Origin of the sequence: Bradyrhizobium sp. (assembly GCF_049586575.1) — a bacterium.
Taxonomy (GTDB): domain Bacteria; phylum Pseudomonadota; class Alphaproteobacteria; order Rhizobiales; family Xanthobacteraceae; genus Bradyrhizobium.
Genome location: NZ_JBAVCF010000730.1, coordinates 1 through 17,542, shown reverse-complemented (window position 1 = coordinate 17,542; position 17,542 = coordinate 1). Strand labels below are relative to the sequence as shown.

The window sequence follows — 17,542 nt, the reverse complement described above, 5'->3', positions numbered from 1 at the left end:
CCGGACGTCGTTTCAAAGCTGCACTTCCATGACGTCGATTTCCAGATGGTCTATGTCCTCAAGGGTTGGGTGAAGACCTATATGGAAGGCGTTGGCGAGACGACGTTCCAGACCGGCAGTTCATGGACCCAGCCGTCGCGCATCAAGCACTTGATCATGGATTATTCCGACGATGTCGAGCTGCTCGAGGTGATCCTGCCGGCCGACTTCAAAACGGTCGAACTGGCGGTGTGACGTCTTTCACCTCCACCTGAAAGGGGGAGGAAAACGAATATCCCCACAAGGGGGAGGCTGAAGGGCCTTATGTCAGCACGCCGACGATCGCGCCCATCAGGCAGGTCGTCAGCGTACCCGAGACGATCGATTTCAATCCGAGCGCGTTGATTTCGCTGCGGCGCTCCGGCGCCATGGTGCCGAGGCCGCCGACCATGATGCCAAGGCTGCCGAAATTGGCGAAGCCGCACATCGCATAGAGCATGATCAGCCGCGATCGCGGATCAAGCGTGCCGGCCGGCAGTTTTGAAAGATCGACATAGGCGATGAGTTCATTGAGCACGGTCTTGGTGCCCATCAGGCTGCCGGCGGGGACGGCTTGCGACCACGGCAACCCCATCAGCCAGCAGACCGGCGCCATGACATAGCCGAGCATCCGCTGCAAGGTGATGGCGCTGCCGGCATCGGGCAACAGGCCGAGGATCGCGTTGGCGAGATGCACCAGCGCCACCAGCACGATCAGCATGGCGGCAATATTGAGCAGCAGTTCGAGCCCGGCGGTCGTTCCCTTGACGATCGCATCCATGGTGGAGGCCGCGTGCAAATCGGGATCGACAGCCAACCTCGGATCGGCCGACGTGCCGCCAGTTTTCACGTCGATCGTTTCCGGCACCATGATCAGGCTGACGAGAATGGCGGCCGGCGCGCCCAGCACGGAAGCAATAACAAAATGCGCACCCGCATCCGAAATCAGCGGCGCCAGCAGCGTGGCGTAAAGCACGAGCACGGTGCCGGCGATACCCGCCATGCCGCCGGTCATCACCAGGAATAACTCGCTGCGGGTCAGTTGCGCCAGATAGGGGCGGATGAACAGCGGCGATTCCACCATGCCGAGAAAGATGTTGGCGGCGGTCGAGAGTCCGACCGCGCCGCCGATCCCGAGCGTGCGCTCGAGCGCCCAGGCCATCCCGCGCACCACCGGCGGCAGGATGCGCCAGTAGAACAACAGCGTGGTCAGCACGCTCATCACGAGCACGATAGGCAATGCCTGAAACGCCAGGATGAAATCGGCGCCCGGCGATTTGAGGTCGAACGGCAGCGCGCCGCCGCCGAGATAGCCGAACACGAACGAAGTGCCGGCGCGCGAAGCCGACGCGATCGCGCCAACGGCATCGTTGATCGCGCCGAACATATGCGCGACGCCGGGCAATTTGATCAGCGCGACGGCGGTCGCAAACGTCACCGCAAGCCCGATCGCGATTTGCCGCAGCGACACCGCGCTGCGATTCTCGCCAAAAATCCAGGCCAGCGCGAGAAGCGCGACAATGCCGAACGCCGATTGCAGTTGAAGCATGATCCCCCCGAAGCGCGCGCCGATTATGGCAGCGTTGCATTTCCCAAGGCAACGCCATGCAAGGCTTATTCCCGGGCCGCCGTTGACATCTCCGCCGTCATCGGCCACCGATCATCGTCATGTCTACCCTTCCGGTAAGCGCCGGCACGTTGCTCAAGCAGCCCTCGTTTCTCTTTTTCCTGCTGTCGCGAAGCCTGACGCGATTTGCGAGCCAGATCGGCGCGGTCGCGATCGGCTGGCAGATCTATGATCTCACCGGCAGCGCTTTCGATCTCGGCATGGTTGGCCTCGTGCAGTTCCTGCCGACCGCGCTCCTCGTATTTGTCGCAGGCCACACCGCGGACAAGTTCGAACGCAAGCGCGTGGTGCAGCTCTGCCAGTTGGCGGAAGCGGCCACCGCGCTATTTCTCTGCTGGGGTTCCTATGGCGGCTGGCTCACCGGGGTCCACATCTACATCGCGACCTTCGTGCTGGGGATGGCGGGCGCGTTCGAAAGTCCGACGATTGCAGCATTGCTGCCGCTGATTGCGCCGCAGGGTTCGCTGCAACGGGCGACCGCATTGTCGAGCGCCGCCGCTCAAGTGGCGACCATCACCGGCCCCGCGCTCGGCGGCATCGCCTTTGCGTTCTCGCCCGGTTTGCCCTACGGCCTCATGCTGGTGTTCTGGCTTTTCAGCGCGCTGCTGACCGGCGGCATCAGGGTCAGAGAAACCGAGGCGGCCAAGGACGCGGCGACGGCGGACGACGTGTTTGCCGGCGTTCGCTTCATTCGCAACAATTCCGCCATCCTCGGCACGATCTCGCTCGATCTGTTCGCCGTGCTGTTTGGCGGCGTGACCGCGCTGCTGCCGATCTATGCGCGCGACATCCTGATGACCGGCCCGTTCGGCCTCGGCATCCTGCGCGCCGCACCCGCCGTCGGCGCGCTGATCATGACCACGATTTTGGCGCGCCATGCCATCGACCGTCGCGTCGGATTGCGCATGTTTCAAGCCGTGATCGTATTTGGGGTTGCTACGATCGTGTTCGCGCTGTCGCGCTGGATGTGGCTTTCGGTGCTGGCGCTGGCCGTGCTCGGCGCGGCCGACACGGTGAGCGTGGTGATCCGTTTTTCGCTGGTGCAGCTGTCGACGCCGAACGAGATGCGTGGCCGCGTCGGCGCGGTCAATTTCCTGTTTATCAACGCGTCGAACTATCTCGGCCAGTTCGAGAGCGGGGTGGCGGCCGCGCTGCTCGGCACCGTGGCCTCGGCTGTGCTCGGCGGCGTCGCCACGGTTGCGATCGCGCTGATGTGGATGAAGCTGTTCCCGACGCTGCGCGAGATGGAGAAACTGGAGTAGGGCTCTTCGCTCGCAAGCGGCGCGGTTTATTTTCGTACGCGCCAGACGGAAATCGTGGCGGCGGGGTCGAGCGGAAGCCGTTCCAGAAAATCGGGTGTTTCGCCGCGGTCGAGCCGCGCCTCGAGTCCGTTCGGAGCAAGCTTGATGATATTCAGATCGTGGGTTGTTGCGCAGGTGACCACGTAGTCGACGTGGCGCTCCGATAATATCTTTTGCGCCGTGGGCAACGGTCCTAGCATCAGTTTAAGAAATGTGGCGTTGCCGTCGTTATTGCGATGGTACGGGGCGGCAAAAACTTCGTCGGCTGTTTCTGCAAGGATCGCCGGTCCGAGATCGACCGGTGCCATCACGCGTCCCTTCGGAAATTGTTTCAGGGAAGCGACGTCCGACAGGCTCCGGCACGCCGGCGCGGCAGGAATGGTTGGCGGCTTGACGGTCGCGTCCAGCAACGGCTTGGCAAAAAGCCCTATGGCGGAAAGGCTGACGGGTGATGCAAGGACAGACAAAAGAAGCAGGTTTCGTGCCGAGGCGAGCCCGGGCCAAAGCATAGCCAGACTGGCGGCAAAGATCGGCGCTGCCACCATCGATGCGCCGGCGGCGCCGCGCATTTGCCAGAAGCTTGTTCCGATCAGCGCGGCCAAGGTTACGATGCCGACAATCCAGCGAAACTTGTCAGGCGGAGAAGACCGGGTCAGCGCCATCACGGCGAGTGCCATCGCCAGGATTGGAAACCCGTAATAGGCGGGAACGTTCTCCGGAAAGAGTTGCAGCATCCTGGCGAATGAGATCGCTTCCGCGACGTTATTGACCCACAACTGCACGACGATCGGATCGAGATGCGCGAAGGGCGATGCGAGGCATCCTGAATAGAAGAAGAGGAACGCGCCGACCAGGACGATCGCGAACGCCGCTCCGCCGACCACGCGCATGAGTAGTGTCTGACAATAGCGGTCGATTTCGACCATGAGCATCAGGCTCACGCCGCCGCCGATGGAGAGCAGCAGCACCGGTCCACCGAAGGCGTCGCATACCGGCGCGCCAAGCGAGGACCATGAAATCAATGCCGGCGCGAGCAGGAGCGACGATGCCGCCAGTCCCGCCCCAAAGGCGCCAACCTGCCGCGCGATCGGCGCCCCACGCCAGACAAAGAGCCCGAATACCGCAACACCCACTGCCGCGAGCGCGGGCAGCATTTCGAGGCCGATCGCCAGCGACAGCGAGAAAAACAGGCCGCCCAGCGCAGCCTTGACGGCGCTCTGCTCGAGCTGTGCCGTCATCAGCACCAGCGCGAGCAACAGATCGATCTGCGCGTTGTGGTGATCGATCGCGCCGGCACGGAAATGGACGAGCGCCGGAAGCGCCAGCACGGCCAGCACGGCTGCTGCGATCAGCGCGTTGATATTGGTGGTCAATTGCCTGGCAATCGCTGCGACCAGCGCCAGCGCGATGGCGAATAGAAGCGCCGGCCAGAAATACAGTGTCGCGGCTTCCGCGCCGTGCATTCCAAATAGCGGCTTCAGCAGCAGGATCAGTCCCGCCAGTGGCGCGTCAATGACGCGCGACCAGTGCATTAACATGCCGGGTGGATCCAGCCGGTACTGGAACAGGTCGAACCAGCCTTGCCCGCCAACCAGGTCGCGAACCTCGACGAGCCGCATGGCATCGTCGGTGGACAGCGCATCGAAAACGCCGTCGTGAAGTGCGGGCAGTGCAAGCCTGACCGTCGCAGCCACGAACAGCAGCGATATCAGGATGACTGGATAAGCGCCGAGGTTTCCCGTCTTCGTTGCGCGGCCTGAGGTCGAAGCGAGGTCAGACATGGTTTCCGTGTCGCTGGTGCTGGACGGGAATCGCCGTCGCGCCAGGCGACATTACGACGCTAGCCCCGCCCGACGAACGGCATCTTGCTTGCCATGACAGTCATGAACAGAACGTTGGCGTCGAGCGGCAATCCGGCCATATAGGCGACCGCATCGCCCACCGCCTTGGAGTCCATCCGCGGCTCCGGCATCTTGCGGCCGTCCGGCTGTAACACGCCGTCAACCATGCGGTCGGTCATCGGGGTGGCGGCATTGCCGATGTCGATCTGGCCGACCGCGATGTCATAGGCGCGGCCGTCGAGGTTGGTGGCCTTGGTGAGCCCGGTGATGGCGTGCTTGGTCGAGGTGTAGGGCGCCGAAAACGGCCGCGGCGCGTGCGCCGAAATCGAGCCGTTGTTGATGATGCGGCCGCCGCGCGGGGTCTGGTCCTTCATGATGCGGAAAGCATGCTGCGTGCACAGGAAAGCCGCCGTGAGGTTGGTGGAGACCACGGCCTGCCACTGGTTGAGGCTCAAATCCTCGAACGGCATTGCCGGCGTTCCCATGCCGGCATTGTTGAAGAGCAGGTCGAGCCGGCCATAGGTGGCCGTCACCTTGGCGAACAGCGCCGCGATCGAGCCGGGATCGGTCATGTCGGAGGAGACAGCGAGGCTCTTGCCGGGGACACCGAGGCTGGAAGTTTCCTGCAGCTTGTCCACGCGCCGCCCGGCGAGTACCACCGTGAAACCCGCATTCATCAGCGCCAGCGAAGCCGCCCGGCCGACCCCGGTTCCGGCACCGGTCACGATGGCGATCTTGTTCTTATTGTCCTTGGCGTCGGTCATTGTGTTTCCTGCCTTTTTCTTCGGTGCTTCAGGTTTGCGGTTTTTCGGTCTTGTAGGGCGGCCGAGGGATGTTCTGATGCGCCGCGCGCAGCGCCGCCGACCAGCGCGCGCGCAAATCGTGGAAATAGGGCTCGCCCGCCTCGATGCGATGGTTGAGGTCGGCGTCGCACACCTCGTTGCGGACCACCAGCACGTCGATCGGAAGGCCGACGCCGAGATTGGAGCGCATGGTCGAGTCCATCGAGATCAGGCTGGTCTTGAGCGCGTCATAGAGTTCGATGTCGTAATGCAGCGCCCGGTCGAGCACGGGCTTGCCGTATTTGTGCTCGCCGATCTGCAAGTAAGGCGTATCGGTGGTGCACTCGATGAAATTGCCTGCCGGATAGACCATGAAGAGCCGCATCCGCGCACCCTTGATCTGGCCGCCAAACAGGAACGACACGTCGAAACTGATGTCTTCCGCCTTCAGCGCGGTGCCTTCGGTGGCGTGAACGGAACGGATGGCCTTCCCGATGCGCTGCGCCGCCTGGAACATGGTCGGCGCGTTGAGCAGCGTTTCCAGCTCACCGGTGTCGGGGTTTTCCATGCCCTCGGTCAGGGTCGAGAGCACGGACTGGCTGATCGCGAGGTTGCCGGCGCTGGCGATCGCCATGATCCGCTCGCCGGGTCTGTTGAAGACGTGGAGCTTGCGGAACGTCGAGACGTTATCGAGCCCGGCATTGGTGCGGGTGTCGGCGATCATGACGAGACCGTCCCGTACCAGTACTCCGCAGCAATAGGTCATTACCGCACCTTGAAGATCATTCGCGGCGCGAAACTATCCAATTTCGCCGCTGCGTCCAACCCCAATCGGGGCGGACGCAGGGCTCGGGTTGGCTTTACCGGGCGGCGTATGAGCGCCGCATCGGCTTGAGCGCGGCCAGCGCCAGGATGCCCGTCAGCGCGTCCAACGCAATCACGATGGTAAAGACGGGAAGCCAGCTTCCGGTCTGCTCACGCAAAAGGGCTGCGAGCGGGCCGCCGAGGATCGAGCCGATGCCTTGCGCAATGTAGAGCAGGCCGTAATTCGTGGTCGCGTGCTTGGCGCCGAAGGTGTCGGTCAGCGTGGAGGGGAACAGCGAAAAGATCTCGCCCCAGCCGAAAAACACGACGCCCGAGAGCAGCACGAAGATCAAGGCGTTGTCGCGCAATAGCAGCATCAGCGTGACGGCGGCGGCCTCCATCAGGAAGGCAATGGCCATGGTGTTTTCTCGCCCGATGTGATCCGACACCCAGCCGAAGAACGGACGGGTCAATCCATTGGTGATGCGATCGATGTTGAGCGCCAGCGGCAGTGCCGCCATTCCCAATACGGTGACGCTGGTCACGCCGAAGTCGCGCGAGAAGGCCCCGAACTGCGAGATGATCATCAATCCGCCTGTCGACATCATCGTCATCATGACGAACATCAGCCAGAACACGTTGCTGCGCAGCATCTGGTCTGGCGGCGTTCCCACGCTCGATACCTCGACCGCGGGCTGCGGCAGCACGTCGTCGGCGGTCGGCAAGCGCAGCGCGAGCGCGGCCGCCGCACCGACGAGGCCGAGAATGATACCGAACACGATCAGCGTGTGCTGGTAACCGCTCGATTCGATCATGTTGTAGATGGGCGTGTTGGTCAGCAGCGCGCCAAAGCCGTAGCCCGCGGCGACGACGCCGGTCGCGAAACCGCGCCGGTCCGGAAACCAGCGCACCATCAGACCGACGACGCCGACATAGACGATGCCGGTGCCAACGCCGCAGAACAAACCGTAGGTGAGATAGAGGCCGGTGAGGCTTGTTGCATAGCCGGCCATGATCCAGCCGACACCGGACAAAAGGCAGCCGCTGGCGATCAAGAGGCGCGCGCCGAACTTGTCGATCAAATAACCCTGGAGCGGCGACAGGAAGGTTTGCAACACGATAAGGAGCGTGAAGGTGACCTGAAGAGCCGATAGCTGAACGCCGAGGCTATCCCGAAGCGGTTTGGTGAAGAATGCCCAGCCATATTGCGGACTGGAGATCGACATCATCGCGATCAGTCCCAGTACGAGCTGGATCCAACGCGTGGACGTCGCCGATTGAGCCGAGGCTCCGGTTACTGTGGTCATTTTGCCCCCCTGATATGGTGTCGTTCGCTTTTTGCAAAAACTGTACCACGTGCGGTCTCAAGCGCAACGTGGCGACAGATCATCCGATCGTAGGGGCGCGCACCGGTTGCGGTGCACGCAAAGATACGATGGCAATCATGATTGAGATTGCCACTGGCCTTGCCGTCCGGCCTGATCGACCTTGACCGCGACGGTCATCGTCTCGGTGCCTCCGCCATAGCGGGTGCCGCGCACCGGGGCGGCGCCGAGATAATCGAGGCCAAGCGCGACGCGCGCATGGGCGTCGGTGGCACATATCGCGTTCGCCGGATCGAAGGCGACCCAGCCGAGATTGGGTACGTAAGCTTCGGCCCAGGCGTGGCCTGCCTGCTGGTTCACCATGCCATCCGAACGCAGAAAGTGCCCGGAGATGAAGCGCGCGGGCACGCCGACCGAGCGCGCGCAGGCGATGAAGATATGCGCATAATCCTGGCAAACGCCGCGCTTCAAGGCGAACGCTTCGATCGCCGAGGTCCCAGTGTGGGTGGGATCTTGATCGAACGTCATGTGGTCGTTGATCTGGAGCATCAAGGCATGCAGGAAGCCGAGCACGTCCTGTTCCGACTCGGAACGCAGTTCGCGCGAGAACGCCTCCATTGCCGCGTTGGCCCCGGTCAGCGCCGTCGTTCGCAGGAACAGGCTTGGCGGAAAGCGCTCGTCGGTGCCGCGCAACACGCCGCCGGTGTCGTGGGTTTCGATCAGGCCTTCAACCGTGACGGTGAGGTCGGCGATCGCCCCCTCGGTCAGCACATGGGTGACGTTGCCGAAGGCGTCCTGACGCGCATGAAGGCGGGAGTCGGTGGAAACGCCGATCTGCCACTCGGCCACATATTGCCCGTCGTGGCTGCCCGGCGTCATCCGCAGAATCTGGGTGATGCCGGTCGCCGCCGGTTGGTAGCGATAGGTCGTCGAATGGGCGATGCGCAGGCGCATGATTGAGTCCGGTAGACAGAGAGAATCTCGCGGCAAACGAGACAGGCCTCCTCTCCCTTGGGGAGAGGGTTGGGGTGAGGTGTTACGGTCGATCGACAGGCCTTAACCCCGGATCGCAAAATGCGATCCGGCCTCTCCCATGGGAGAGGTTGAACTGAGCTCGCGGATAGATCAGATTCCACATCAACGATCCTGACTCTAGACCAGATACTGCTTGGTGATGATTTCACCAAGCCTGGAATTGTCGGCGATGAATTCCTGGATGAATTCATGCACGCCGTGCTGGAAGATATCGTCCATGTTGCTGTGTTCCAGCCGGTTGCGGACGCCGCGCGCGTGGCGCTGGGACGAGCCTTGGCGGCCGTAGGCGACGCCGATCTGGTCCAGGTTGCGCACGAGATTGCCGTAACAGCTCGCCAGCGAACGCGGCAGTGAATCGTTGAGGATCAACAGATCGGCGATCAGCCAGGGTTTCAGCGTCTCGCGATAGACCCAGTGATAGGCCGTCAGGGCCGACACAGAGCGCAGGATCGAAGTCCATTGATAATAATCGAGCGGACCGCCGACATGTTCCTCCTCGGGCAAGAGCACGTGGTATTTCACATCGAGGATACGGGCGGTGTTGTCGGCGCGTTCCAGGTGAAGGCCAAGGCGCGAGAACCAGTAGGCGTCGTTGCGCAGCATGGTGCGGTAGGCCGAGCCGTCGAAGCGCAGCGAGGTTTCCTGCACGAAGCGCAGGAAGCGTGCCAGCTCCTCGCGGGTCTTGGTGCCTTTGCCCCAGACTTCCTGGAGTTCGATCCATGCCGAGTTGATGGTGTCCCACATCTCGCTCGTGAGCGCGGTGCGTACCGAGCGTGAATTGAGCCGGGCCGACTCGATGCAGCTCTTGATCGAGGAGGGATTCGCGGCATTGAACGACAGGTAGTCGACGACGTTGTGCTCGTTGGCCTCGTTATAGACGCTGTAGAAGCCGTGGCTGACGCCGGCGGTGAGGAGCGCCGATTCCCATTCGTTGGTCTTGCCGATATAGGCGGCCGGCAGCGCGGTGACGCGCAGCGTCGCGTCGATCGTGCGCGCGATATACTCGGCCCGTTCGACATAGCGGGCGAGCCAGTAGAGGTTTTCGGCGGTACGCGACAGCATGCAGCGATCTTCTTACAAGCCAACAGCGAAATGAAGCGCGCCTCCCCCTGAAAGGGGGAGGTCGGCGCATTGCGCCGGGAGGGGGTCGTCTTTCACCCAATTTGACCCCCACCCCAACCCTCCGCCTTGCAGGGGGAGGGGTCGCATCGAGCAAATGGCAAGAGCAATCTCACTCATCCAGAACCCAGGTGTCCTTGGTGCCGCCGCCCTGGCTCGAATTGACCACCAGCGAGCCTTCCTTCAGCGCCACCCGCGTCAGGCCGCCCGGCACGATGGTCGTGCGCTGGCTTCCCGTGAGTACGAAGGGACGCAAATCGACATGACGCGGCGCAAGACCTGCCGCGGTGCAGGTGGGGCAAGTCGACAGCGCCAGCGTCGGCTGGGCGATGAAGCCTTCCGGCTCGCGCTTCAGCTTGTCGCGAAACGCCTCGATAGTGGCTTTCGTCGCCGCCGGTCCGATCAGCATGCCGTAGCCGCCGGAGCCGTGGACTTCCTTCACGACGAGCTGCTCCAGATGGTCGAGAACGTAGGCGAGATCTTTCGCCTCGCGGCAGCGCCAGGTCCGCACGTTCTTCAGGATCGGCTCTTCGCCGAGATAGAACTTCACGATCTCGGGCATGTAGGAGTAGATCGCCTTGTCGTCGGCAATCCCGGTGCCGACCGCATTCGCGAGCGTGATATTGCCGGCGGCATAGGCCGACATCAGCCCGGGCACGCCGAGCGCGGAGTCGGGACGGAAGGTGAGGGGGTCGATGAAGTCGTCGTCGAGCCGGCGGTAGATGACATCGACGCGTTTGAGGCCTTCGGTCGTGCGCATGTAAACCTCGTCGTCCTTGACGATGAGGTCACGGCCCTCGACCAGTTCGATGCCGAGCTTGTCGGCGAGGAATGAATGTTCGTAATAGGCCGAATTGTAGACGCCGGGCGTCATCAGCGCGACCGTCGGCTCGCCGGCCGCGCTGTGGGGCGCGACCGATCGCAGCGCCGACAGCAGTTCGTCCGGATATTGCTCGACCGGCGCGATGCGGTGCCGCGCAAACAGATCCGGAAACAGCCGCATCATGATTTCGCGGTTTTCCAGCATGTAGGATACGCCGGACGGCGTGCGGGCATTGTCCTCCAGCACGATGAAGTTGTCCGCGTCGGTGCGGATGATGTCGATGCCGGCGACGTGGACATAGATGTCGTGCGGCACGTCCTGGCCGTTCATCTCCGGGCGGAACACCGGGTTCTGGAAGATCAGGTCCTCCGGGACGATATTGGCGCGCAGGATGTCGCGGCCGTGATAGATGTCGCGCAGGAACAGGTTGAGCGCGCGCACGCGCTGCTTCAATCCTTTCTCAAGGAGTGCCCATTCCCTCGCCGATATGATTCTGGGAATGACGTCGAAGGGGATCAGCCGTTCCTGGGCTTCCGCATCGCCGTAGACGGCAAAGGTAATGCCGATCCGGCGGAACAGCAGTTCGGCCTCCTGGCGGCGATATTCCAGCGCGTCCGGCGGCGTCTCCTTCAGCCAGCGGGAGAGCTCCCGATAGGCCGGGCGAAGGTCGCCCCCCAGGCCATTCATTTCATCGAAGGCAACTGCCATGAATCGTGGAGGCCCCCTGAAGTAATCGCGCTACAGTGCATGACTTCACGGGATGGTAGCAAGCACCAAGCCACCGCGATATGGATTGATACCGACGTTTGCGGGGGACGCCCGGCAGCCTGCCGAAAAAACAGCTTGCGGCTGCTCATTTCGGCAGCAAAATCCGGCCCGACATCAAGGTCTTGGTCGGACAGGTGGGGTTCGGCCAAAGTGCGGCTCAAGACCGCGTAGGGAGAGGCTATGAGTGAGATCGTCACGGCGGGAATCCTGGTGATCGGCGACGAGATCCTGTCCGGGCGGACCAAGGACAAGAACATCGGCTTTATCGCCGAATACCTCACCAACATCGGCATCGACCTCAAGGAAGTGCGGGTCGTGGCCGACGAAGAGCCCGAGATCATCGCGGCATTGGATGCACTCCGTCATCGCTATACCTACGTCTTCACCACCGGCGGCATCGGGCCGACCCATGATGATATCACCGCCGACAGCGTCGCCAAAGCCTTCGGCGTCGGCATCGACCATCATCCGGACGTGGTGGCGCGGTTCCGCGAGCGCTGGGGCGAGGCGGATCTGAACGAGGCGCGGCTGCGCATGGCGCGCATTCCCGAGGGCGCCGAACTGATCCAGAGCGCAACCATCCTCGCGCCCGGCTTCAAGATCGGCAATGTCGTCGTGATGGCCGGCGTGCCGACGATCATGCAGGCGATGATGGACATCGTGGCGCCGAAACTGAAATCCGGCGTTCGGATGCTGTCGGACAGCATTCGCGCCAACGCGCGCGAAGGCGATATCGGCGGACCCTTGCGCGAAATCGCCAACGCGCATCCCGACACCATCATCGGCAGTTATCCCTTCACCGACGAAGACAGGAAGCCGAACACCAATCTGGTGGTTCGCTCGCGCGACCCGGAAAAGCTCGCGGCTGCGATGAATGCGGTGAAGCAAATGCTGGCCGGTTTGAACGTCGCCCGCTAAAGCGGGAAGCGGAAGACGGAGAATTTTAGATTTTGGACAAGAATTCGTTTTTCTGGAAAATCGTCGACGGCAAGGTGCCGGTTCCGCCGTGCGCGAAGACGCTCGGACTGGAATTCGTCGAGATCGATGGCGAACGCGGCACCATCGAAACCCGGTTTGAAGCTGTCGAGGGTTTCCTCAATCCGGTGGGTCACGTGCAGGGCGGATTTCTTGCGGCCATGCTCGACGACACCATGGGCACCGCGCTTGCGGCGACGCTTGAGGCTGGTCTGTTTGCGCCGACCGTCAATCTCAGTGTGCAGTATCACCGGCCCGCGGCGCTCGGCCCCCTCAAGGGCCTTGGCCGTGTCATGATGCGCGGCCGCGAAGTGTGCCACGGCAGCGCCGAACTCTGGCAAAACGACAAGATCGTCGCGGCCGCTACGGGTACGTTTGCCGTTCGAAAGATCCAGGAGAAAATCTGATGGCGCAGCATCCGGAACTCAGCGCGGAGGAGCGGGCGGGCAAGCCGTTTCCGGTGTCCTGGGACCAGTTTCACCGCGATTGCCGGGCGCTGACCTGGCGGCTCAACGACGTCGGCCCGTTTCATGCCGTCATCGCGATCACCCGCGGCGGCCTGGTGCCGGCGGCGATCGTCGCCCGCGAGCTCGGCGTTCGCATCATCGATACGGTGTGCGTCGCAAGCTACGATCACACCAAGCAGGGCGATCTGAAGGTGCTCAAGGGCATTTCGGCCGACACCGCCAAACTCGGCGGCGGCACCGGCAAGGGCCTTCTGATCGTCGACGACCTCGTCGATACCGGCAAGACCGGGCGGCTGGTGCGCGACCTGCTGCCGGATGCGCATTTCGCCACGGTGTACGCCAAGCCGAAGGGAAGACCGCTGGTCGACACCTTCATCACCGAGGTGTCGCAGGATACCTGGATTTTCTTTCCCTGGGATACCGCGTTGTCGTTCCAGCCGCCGATCCGCGACGGCGCAGCGTGATCACGCCGTCATTCCAGGATGCGCGAAGCGCAGACCCGGGATCCATGGCGCCGCGGCGCACGAGGAGAGATGGATTCCGGGCTCGCACCTGGCGGTGCGCCCGGCAATGACGACAGCAGAATGAGCGGATGGGTCTATGCCCCTGCAAAACCGTGTGCTGCCGACCGGTGACATCGTCGCGATCCCTGCGCGCGGAATGTTCGTCGGCAATCGCGGCATCATCCACGATCCCGCAACCCGCACGCTTCTGAAGCGCCGCTGGTCGACCGATGCCTGGATCACTTGCGCGCTGGAATTCCGCGGTCGCCGGCGCAAGGTGATGGAGCGGCGAAGCTGGACTGAACTTTTCTTTCTCGACGAAGCGACGTCCTTTGCGTCGGGGCATCGCCCCTGTTTCTATTGCCGGCGCGAGGACGCCAGCCGCTTTCGCGCTGCGTGGGAACAGGGCAATCGGACAGGTGAGATGCTCGCGCCCGAGATCGATGCGGTGTTGCACCGGGAACGCCTGGCCAGCGGCAAGAGGCTGCATCCACTGCCGAGGAGCATCGAAAGGCTGCCTGACGGGTCGATGGTGCGGGCGGGCGAGGAAAGTTATCTGATCGCGCAGGGAAGGCCGCTGTTATGGTCGCCGTCCGGTTATCGCGCGGCGAAGGGTGCTCTCGGCGAAGCGAAACTGCTGACGCCGCCTTCGATCGTGCGCGCATTTGCGGCGGGCTACCGGGTTGTGCTGCACCCGAGTGCGTCTGACTTGTAAGGATCGGCGAAATGCTAATCCTCATGGAGGCGTTGCACCCGAGCAGGCGGAGCGCAGCGAGGCCGTCGCGAATGGTGCAAAGAGAAACACCCCGTCCGGACGACGCTTTGCCTCGCCGTCTCGAACCATGAGGCCCAACCGTCGTGCAAACTCATCCTTCGAGACGCGGCCTTGCGGCCGCTCCTCAGGATGAGGGAGTCGGAACAACCTTACCCCAGCTTTTGCCTTGCCAGTTTCGCGCCCGCGCCGAGCGCCATCAATTTGGCTTCCGCGATATCGCGGTGCATCGGCGCCATGCCGCAATTGGTGGTCGGGATGATGTCGCTCTTCGGCACGAACTTCGAGACGGCCTCGATGACATCCACGACATCCTCGGCGGTCTCCACCGTGTCGTTGGCGACGTCGATCACGCCGGCCTGGATCTTCTTGCCTTTCAGGAGTCCGAGAATTTCAAGCGGCACCTTGGAATTGCGGCATTCGATGGCGACCTGCTGGATCGGGCTCCTGGCGATCGCAGGGAAGAAATCCTCATATTGCCGCCACTCCTTGCCGAGGGTCTGCTTCCAGTCGGTATTGGCCTTGATGCCGTAGCCGTAGCAGATGTGAACGGCGGTGGCGCAGGTCAGGCCTTCGGCGGCGCGTTCCAGCGCCTTGATGCCCCAGTCGTTGACCTCGGACATATAGACGTTGAAGGCCGGCTCATCGAACTGGATGACGTCGACGCCGTCGGCCTGCAAGGCCTTGGCTTCCTGGTTGAGCAGTTCGGCAAAGGCAAACGCCATCTTGACGCGATCGCCGTAATATTTGTCGGCGATGGTGTCGATGATGGTCATCGGCCCCGGCATGGTGAATTTCAGCTTCCGCGTGGTGTGGGCGCGGGCAACGCGCGCCTCGTCGGCATGGATGCGGCCCTTGAGCCGCAGCGGCGCCACCACCTGCGGCACCATCGCCTTGTAGCGATCGTTGCGGATGCCCATTTCGATCTTGTGGGCGAAATCGATGCCCTCGACCTTCTCGAGGAAGCCGTGGACGAAGTGCTGCCGCGCCTGCTCGCCCTCCGTGACGATGTCGATGCCGGCGTCCTCCTGGAGCTTCACCGCGAGTACGGTCGCATCGCGCTTGGCGCGGACCAGTTCGTCGCCCTGCGATTTCCAGGGCGCCCAGAGCTTGTTCGGCTCGGCCAGCCATTCGGGCTTGGGCAGGGAGCCGGCAATCGTGGTCGGGAACAGCATTTTAGGCGTATCCTCTGACTTTCCGGTTTGTTGGTGCGTCTAATGCCATGTCCTAACGCCGAGGTACATGGAATTTCCGGCTGTAGAATGCGACGAAAGCAGGGGGTAGGATTGCCCAATGCCCCTCCGCACGGAACTCCCCATGATTGACCTCTATTACGCGCCGACGCCGAACGGCTGGAAAATCTCGATCATGCTGGAGGAGCTCGGCATTCCCTACACGGTCAAGCCGGTGAACATCCGCGCCGGCGACCAGTTCAAGCCGGAGTTTCTGGCGATCAGCCCGAACAACCGCATTCCGGCGATCGTCGACCATCAGCCGCCCGACGGCGGCGGGCCGTTCTCGGTGTTTGAGACCGGCGCGATCCTGATTTATCTCGCCGACAAGGCCGGGCGTTTCCTGCCGACTGAACTGCGCGCGCGCTCGGTCGTGATCCAGTGGGTGATGTGGCAGATGGGCGGGCTCGGGCCGATGCTCGGTCAGCACGGGCATTTTGCGCTCTACGCGCCGGAGAAAATTCCCTATGCGATCCAGCGCTACCGCGACGAGGCGGCTCGGCTCTATCACGTGCTCGACACGCAACTCGGCAAAACGAACGCCTATGTCGCAGGCCGCGATTATTCGATCGCCGACATTGCCTGTTTTCCCTGGACCATGACCCACAAGGCGCAAGGATTCACACTCGACGACTATCCGAACGTGAAGCGCTGGTACGCCGACGTTCGTGCGCGGCCGCAGGTGCAGGCGGGGCTTGCGATCGGGAAATTCGTCAAGGAGCCGTTCGATGAGGAGGCGCGCAAGAACATGTTTGGGCAGCGCGCGAAGGAAGTGACGGGGAAGACGTGAAATACCTCATCGTCGTTGCGAGGAGCGAATGCGACGAATATTCCAGAGTTGTTTGCGTGATACTGGATTGCCTCGCTTCGCTCGCAATGACGAGCCATCGACCATCCAACAATAGGAAACGCCATGATCGAGTTCTTCTTCGACTGTTCGAGCCCCTGGACCTATCTCGCCTTTCACAACATCCAGCCTCTGGCGCGGGAGTTCGAGGAAGAGATCTCGTGGCGGCCCATACTCGTCGGCGGCATCTTCAACACCATCAACCCCAGCGTCTATGCGCGGCGTGAAAATCCGGTACCGGCCAAGATCGCTTACGATAAAAAGGACATGGCCGACTGGGCGCGCGCCTCGGGCCTGACCATTCTGATGCGGCCAAAAGTATTTCCGGTGAATAGCGTGAAAGCGATGCGCGGCTGCATTTGGCTGGCTAAGGACATGCTGCCGTTTGCGCGCACGGTGTTCCAGATTTACTGGGGCGAGGACCAGGATATCTCGCAGGATGCGGTGTTGACGGAAGTCTGCCAACGCGTCGGTATCGACGCAAAAGCATTCTTTGCCGGCATCGGCGATCAAAAGATCAAGGATCAGCTCAAGGCCAATACTGATGAAGTCATGGCGCGCGGCGGGTTCGGCTCGCCGACCATCTTTCTCGACAAGACCGACATGTATTTCGGCAATGACCGCTTGCCGTTGATCCGCGATGCGTTGACGCGGCGGAAGGCGAGCGCGGCGTAATGCCGAAACATGTGATCTGCCGCGAACTCGGTCCGCCCGAACGGTTGCTGCTGGAACAATTTGATTCAACGCCACTCGCGCTCGGGCAAGTGCGCGTCACGTTACGCGCCGCCGGGATCAATTTCCCCGACATCCTGATGGCGGCCGGCGAGTATCAGCTAAAGCCGGAGCTGCCATATACGCCGGGGGTGGAAGCGGCGGGCGAGGTGACCGAAATCGCCGACGACATTGCGCGCATTGCGGTCGGCGATCGCGTGATCGTCAAAATGCGACATGGCGCCTATGCCGAGGAAGTCGTCGCGGCGCCGTCGCAACTGACGCGGTTGCCCGCGAATTTCGATGATGCGGAAGGCGCGACGTTTCTCGCCGCGCATGGCACCGCCTATCACGCGCTGGTCGACCGGGCACAGCTTCGGCGCGGCGAGGTGCTGCTGGTGCATGGCGCGGGTGGCGGCGTCGGTCTTGCCGCGGTCGAGATCGGAAAGCTGCTCGGCGCTACCGTGATTGCAGCGGCGTCATCCGAGGAGAAACTCGCGGTGGCCAAAGCGAAGGGCGCCGACCACGTCATCCTTTATTCGCGCGAGCCGTTTCGCGACGCGGTCAAGCGGATCACCGACGGCCGCGGTGC

General features: G+C 62.6%; 17 protein-coding genes and 1 pseudogene. 9 read left to right on the top strand and 9 right to left on the bottom strand.

The annotated features are described in order from the left end of the window. A pseudogene (locus tag WB528_RS26575) lies at window positions 1-234 on the top strand (cupin); the annotation flags it as partial. A gap of 67 nt (window positions 235-301) precedes the next feature. Here the strand turns inward: WB528_RS26575 and WB528_RS26570 are convergent. Further along, the gene (locus WB528_RS26570) at window positions 302-1,567 is read right to left on the bottom strand and encodes a NupC/NupG family nucleoside CNT transporter (RefSeq protein ID WP_423892309.1); all 1,266 of its coding nucleotides are present in this window, start codon (window positions 1,565-1,567) and stop codon (window positions 302-304) included. 119 nt (window positions 1,568-1,686) lie between these two features. On the opposite strand from WB528_RS26570, the gene WB528_RS26565 reads away from it, so the two are divergent. Continuing rightward, window positions 1,687-2,907 carry an MFS transporter gene (locus WB528_RS26565; RefSeq protein ID WP_423892307.1) on the top strand — a complete coding sequence of 407 codons (1,221 nt, stop codon included), beginning with the start codon at window positions 1,687-1,689 and terminating at the stop codon, window positions 2,905-2,907. Between the two features lie 26 nt (window positions 2,908-2,933). Here the strand turns inward: WB528_RS26565 and WB528_RS26560 are convergent, their stop codons facing one another. From WB528_RS26560 to WB528_RS26530, 7 genes are all read right to left on the bottom strand, one after another. Next, entirely contained in the window at window positions 2,934-4,727 is a 1,794-nt protein-coding gene (locus WB528_RS26560) for a hypothetical protein (protein WP_423892304.1), read from the bottom strand. Window positions 4,728-4,786: 59 nt separating this feature from the next. Then, window positions 4,787-5,551, bottom strand: coding sequence for an SDR family oxidoreductase (locus WB528_RS26555; protein ID WP_423892302.1), 765 nt, complete (start codon window positions 5,549-5,551; stop codon window positions 4,787-4,789). A 28-nt stretch (window positions 5,552-5,579) separates the two neighbouring features. Then, the gene (locus WB528_RS26550) at window positions 5,580-6,335 is read right to left on the bottom strand and encodes a peptidase (RefSeq protein WP_423892300.1); all 756 of its coding nucleotides are present in this window, start codon (window positions 6,333-6,335) and stop codon (window positions 5,580-5,582) included. Between the two features lie 94 nt (window positions 6,336-6,429). Continuing rightward, the gene (gene oxlT, locus WB528_RS26545) at window positions 6,430-7,680 is read right to left on the bottom strand and encodes an oxalate/formate MFS antiporter (RefSeq protein WP_423892298.1); all 1,251 of its coding nucleotides are present in this window, start codon (window positions 7,678-7,680) and stop codon (window positions 6,430-6,432) included. 135 nt (window positions 7,681-7,815) lie between these two features. Then, complete coding sequence (locus WB528_RS26540) at window positions 7,816-8,652, bottom strand: transglutaminase family protein (protein WP_423892295.1); 837 nt, start codon at window positions 8,650-8,652, stop codon at window positions 7,816-7,818. Window positions 8,653-8,850: 198 nt separating this feature from the next. Continuing rightward, window positions 8,851-9,795, bottom strand: a complete 945-nt coding sequence (locus WB528_RS26535; RefSeq protein ID WP_423892293.1) for an alpha-E domain-containing protein — start codon at window positions 9,793-9,795, stop codon at window positions 8,851-8,853. Between the two features lie 169 nt (window positions 9,796-9,964). Beyond that, window positions 9,965-11,383 carry a circularly permuted type 2 ATP-grasp protein gene (locus tag WB528_RS26530; protein ID WP_423892291.1) on the bottom strand — a complete coding sequence of 473 codons (1,419 nt, stop codon included), beginning with the start codon at window positions 11,381-11,383 and terminating at the stop codon, window positions 9,965-9,967. A 240-nt stretch (window positions 11,384-11,623) separates the two neighbouring features. Here WB528_RS26530 and WB528_RS26525 point away from each other — a divergent pair, with 240 nt between their 5' ends. The 4 genes from WB528_RS26525 (at window position 11,624) to WB528_RS26510 (ending at window position 14,103) form a co-directional block, all read left to right on the top strand. Next, complete coding sequence (locus tag WB528_RS26525; protein WP_423892289.1) at window positions 11,624-12,361, top strand: competence/damage-inducible protein A; 738 nt, start codon at window positions 11,624-11,626, stop codon at window positions 12,359-12,361. Between the two features lie 32 nt (window positions 12,362-12,393). Next, window positions 12,394-12,825: a PaaI family thioesterase gene (locus WB528_RS26520; RefSeq protein ID WP_423892287.1), complete on the top strand. Its 432-nt coding sequence runs from the start codon at window positions 12,394-12,396 to the stop codon at window positions 12,823-12,825. Next, window positions 12,825-13,349 (top strand): xanthine phosphoribosyltransferase, encoded by a 525-nt coding sequence (gpt, locus tag WB528_RS26515; protein ID WP_423892285.1) that lies wholly within the window; start codon window positions 12,825-12,827, stop codon window positions 13,347-13,349. Before WB528_RS26520 ends, gpt begins: the two co-directional genes overlap by 1 nt. A 136-nt stretch (window positions 13,350-13,485) precedes the next feature. After that, the gene (locus tag WB528_RS26510) at window positions 13,486-14,103 is read left to right on the top strand and encodes a hypothetical protein (protein WP_423892282.1); all 618 of its coding nucleotides are present in this window, start codon (window positions 13,486-13,488) and stop codon (window positions 14,101-14,103) included. Window positions 14,104-14,312: 209 nt separating this feature from the next. Here the strand turns inward: WB528_RS26510 and WB528_RS26505 are convergent, their stop codons facing one another. Then, a complete protein-coding gene (locus tag WB528_RS26505) occupies window positions 14,313-15,335 on the bottom strand; it encodes a methionine synthase (protein ID WP_423892280.1) in 1,023 nt (340 codons plus the stop codon). Window positions 15,336-15,477: 142 nt separating this feature from the next. Here WB528_RS26505 and WB528_RS26500 point away from each other — a divergent pair, with 142 nt between their 5' ends. The 3 genes from WB528_RS26500 to WB528_RS26490 all read left to right on the top strand — a co-directional run. Beyond that, window positions 15,478-16,182 (top strand): glutathione binding-like protein, encoded by a 705-nt coding sequence (locus tag WB528_RS26500; RefSeq protein ID WP_423892278.1) that lies wholly within the window; start codon window positions 15,478-15,480, stop codon window positions 16,180-16,182. 123 nt (window positions 16,183-16,305) lie between these two features. Beyond that, complete coding sequence (locus tag WB528_RS26495; protein WP_423892276.1) at window positions 16,306-16,914, top strand: 2-hydroxychromene-2-carboxylate isomerase; 609 nt, start codon at window positions 16,306-16,308, stop codon at window positions 16,912-16,914. After that, a partial coding sequence (locus WB528_RS26490; protein ID WP_423892274.1) for an alcohol dehydrogenase catalytic domain-containing protein occupies window positions 16,914-17,542 on the top strand: 629 nt, incomplete at its 3' end. The genes WB528_RS26495 and WB528_RS26490, both read left to right, overlap by 1 nt.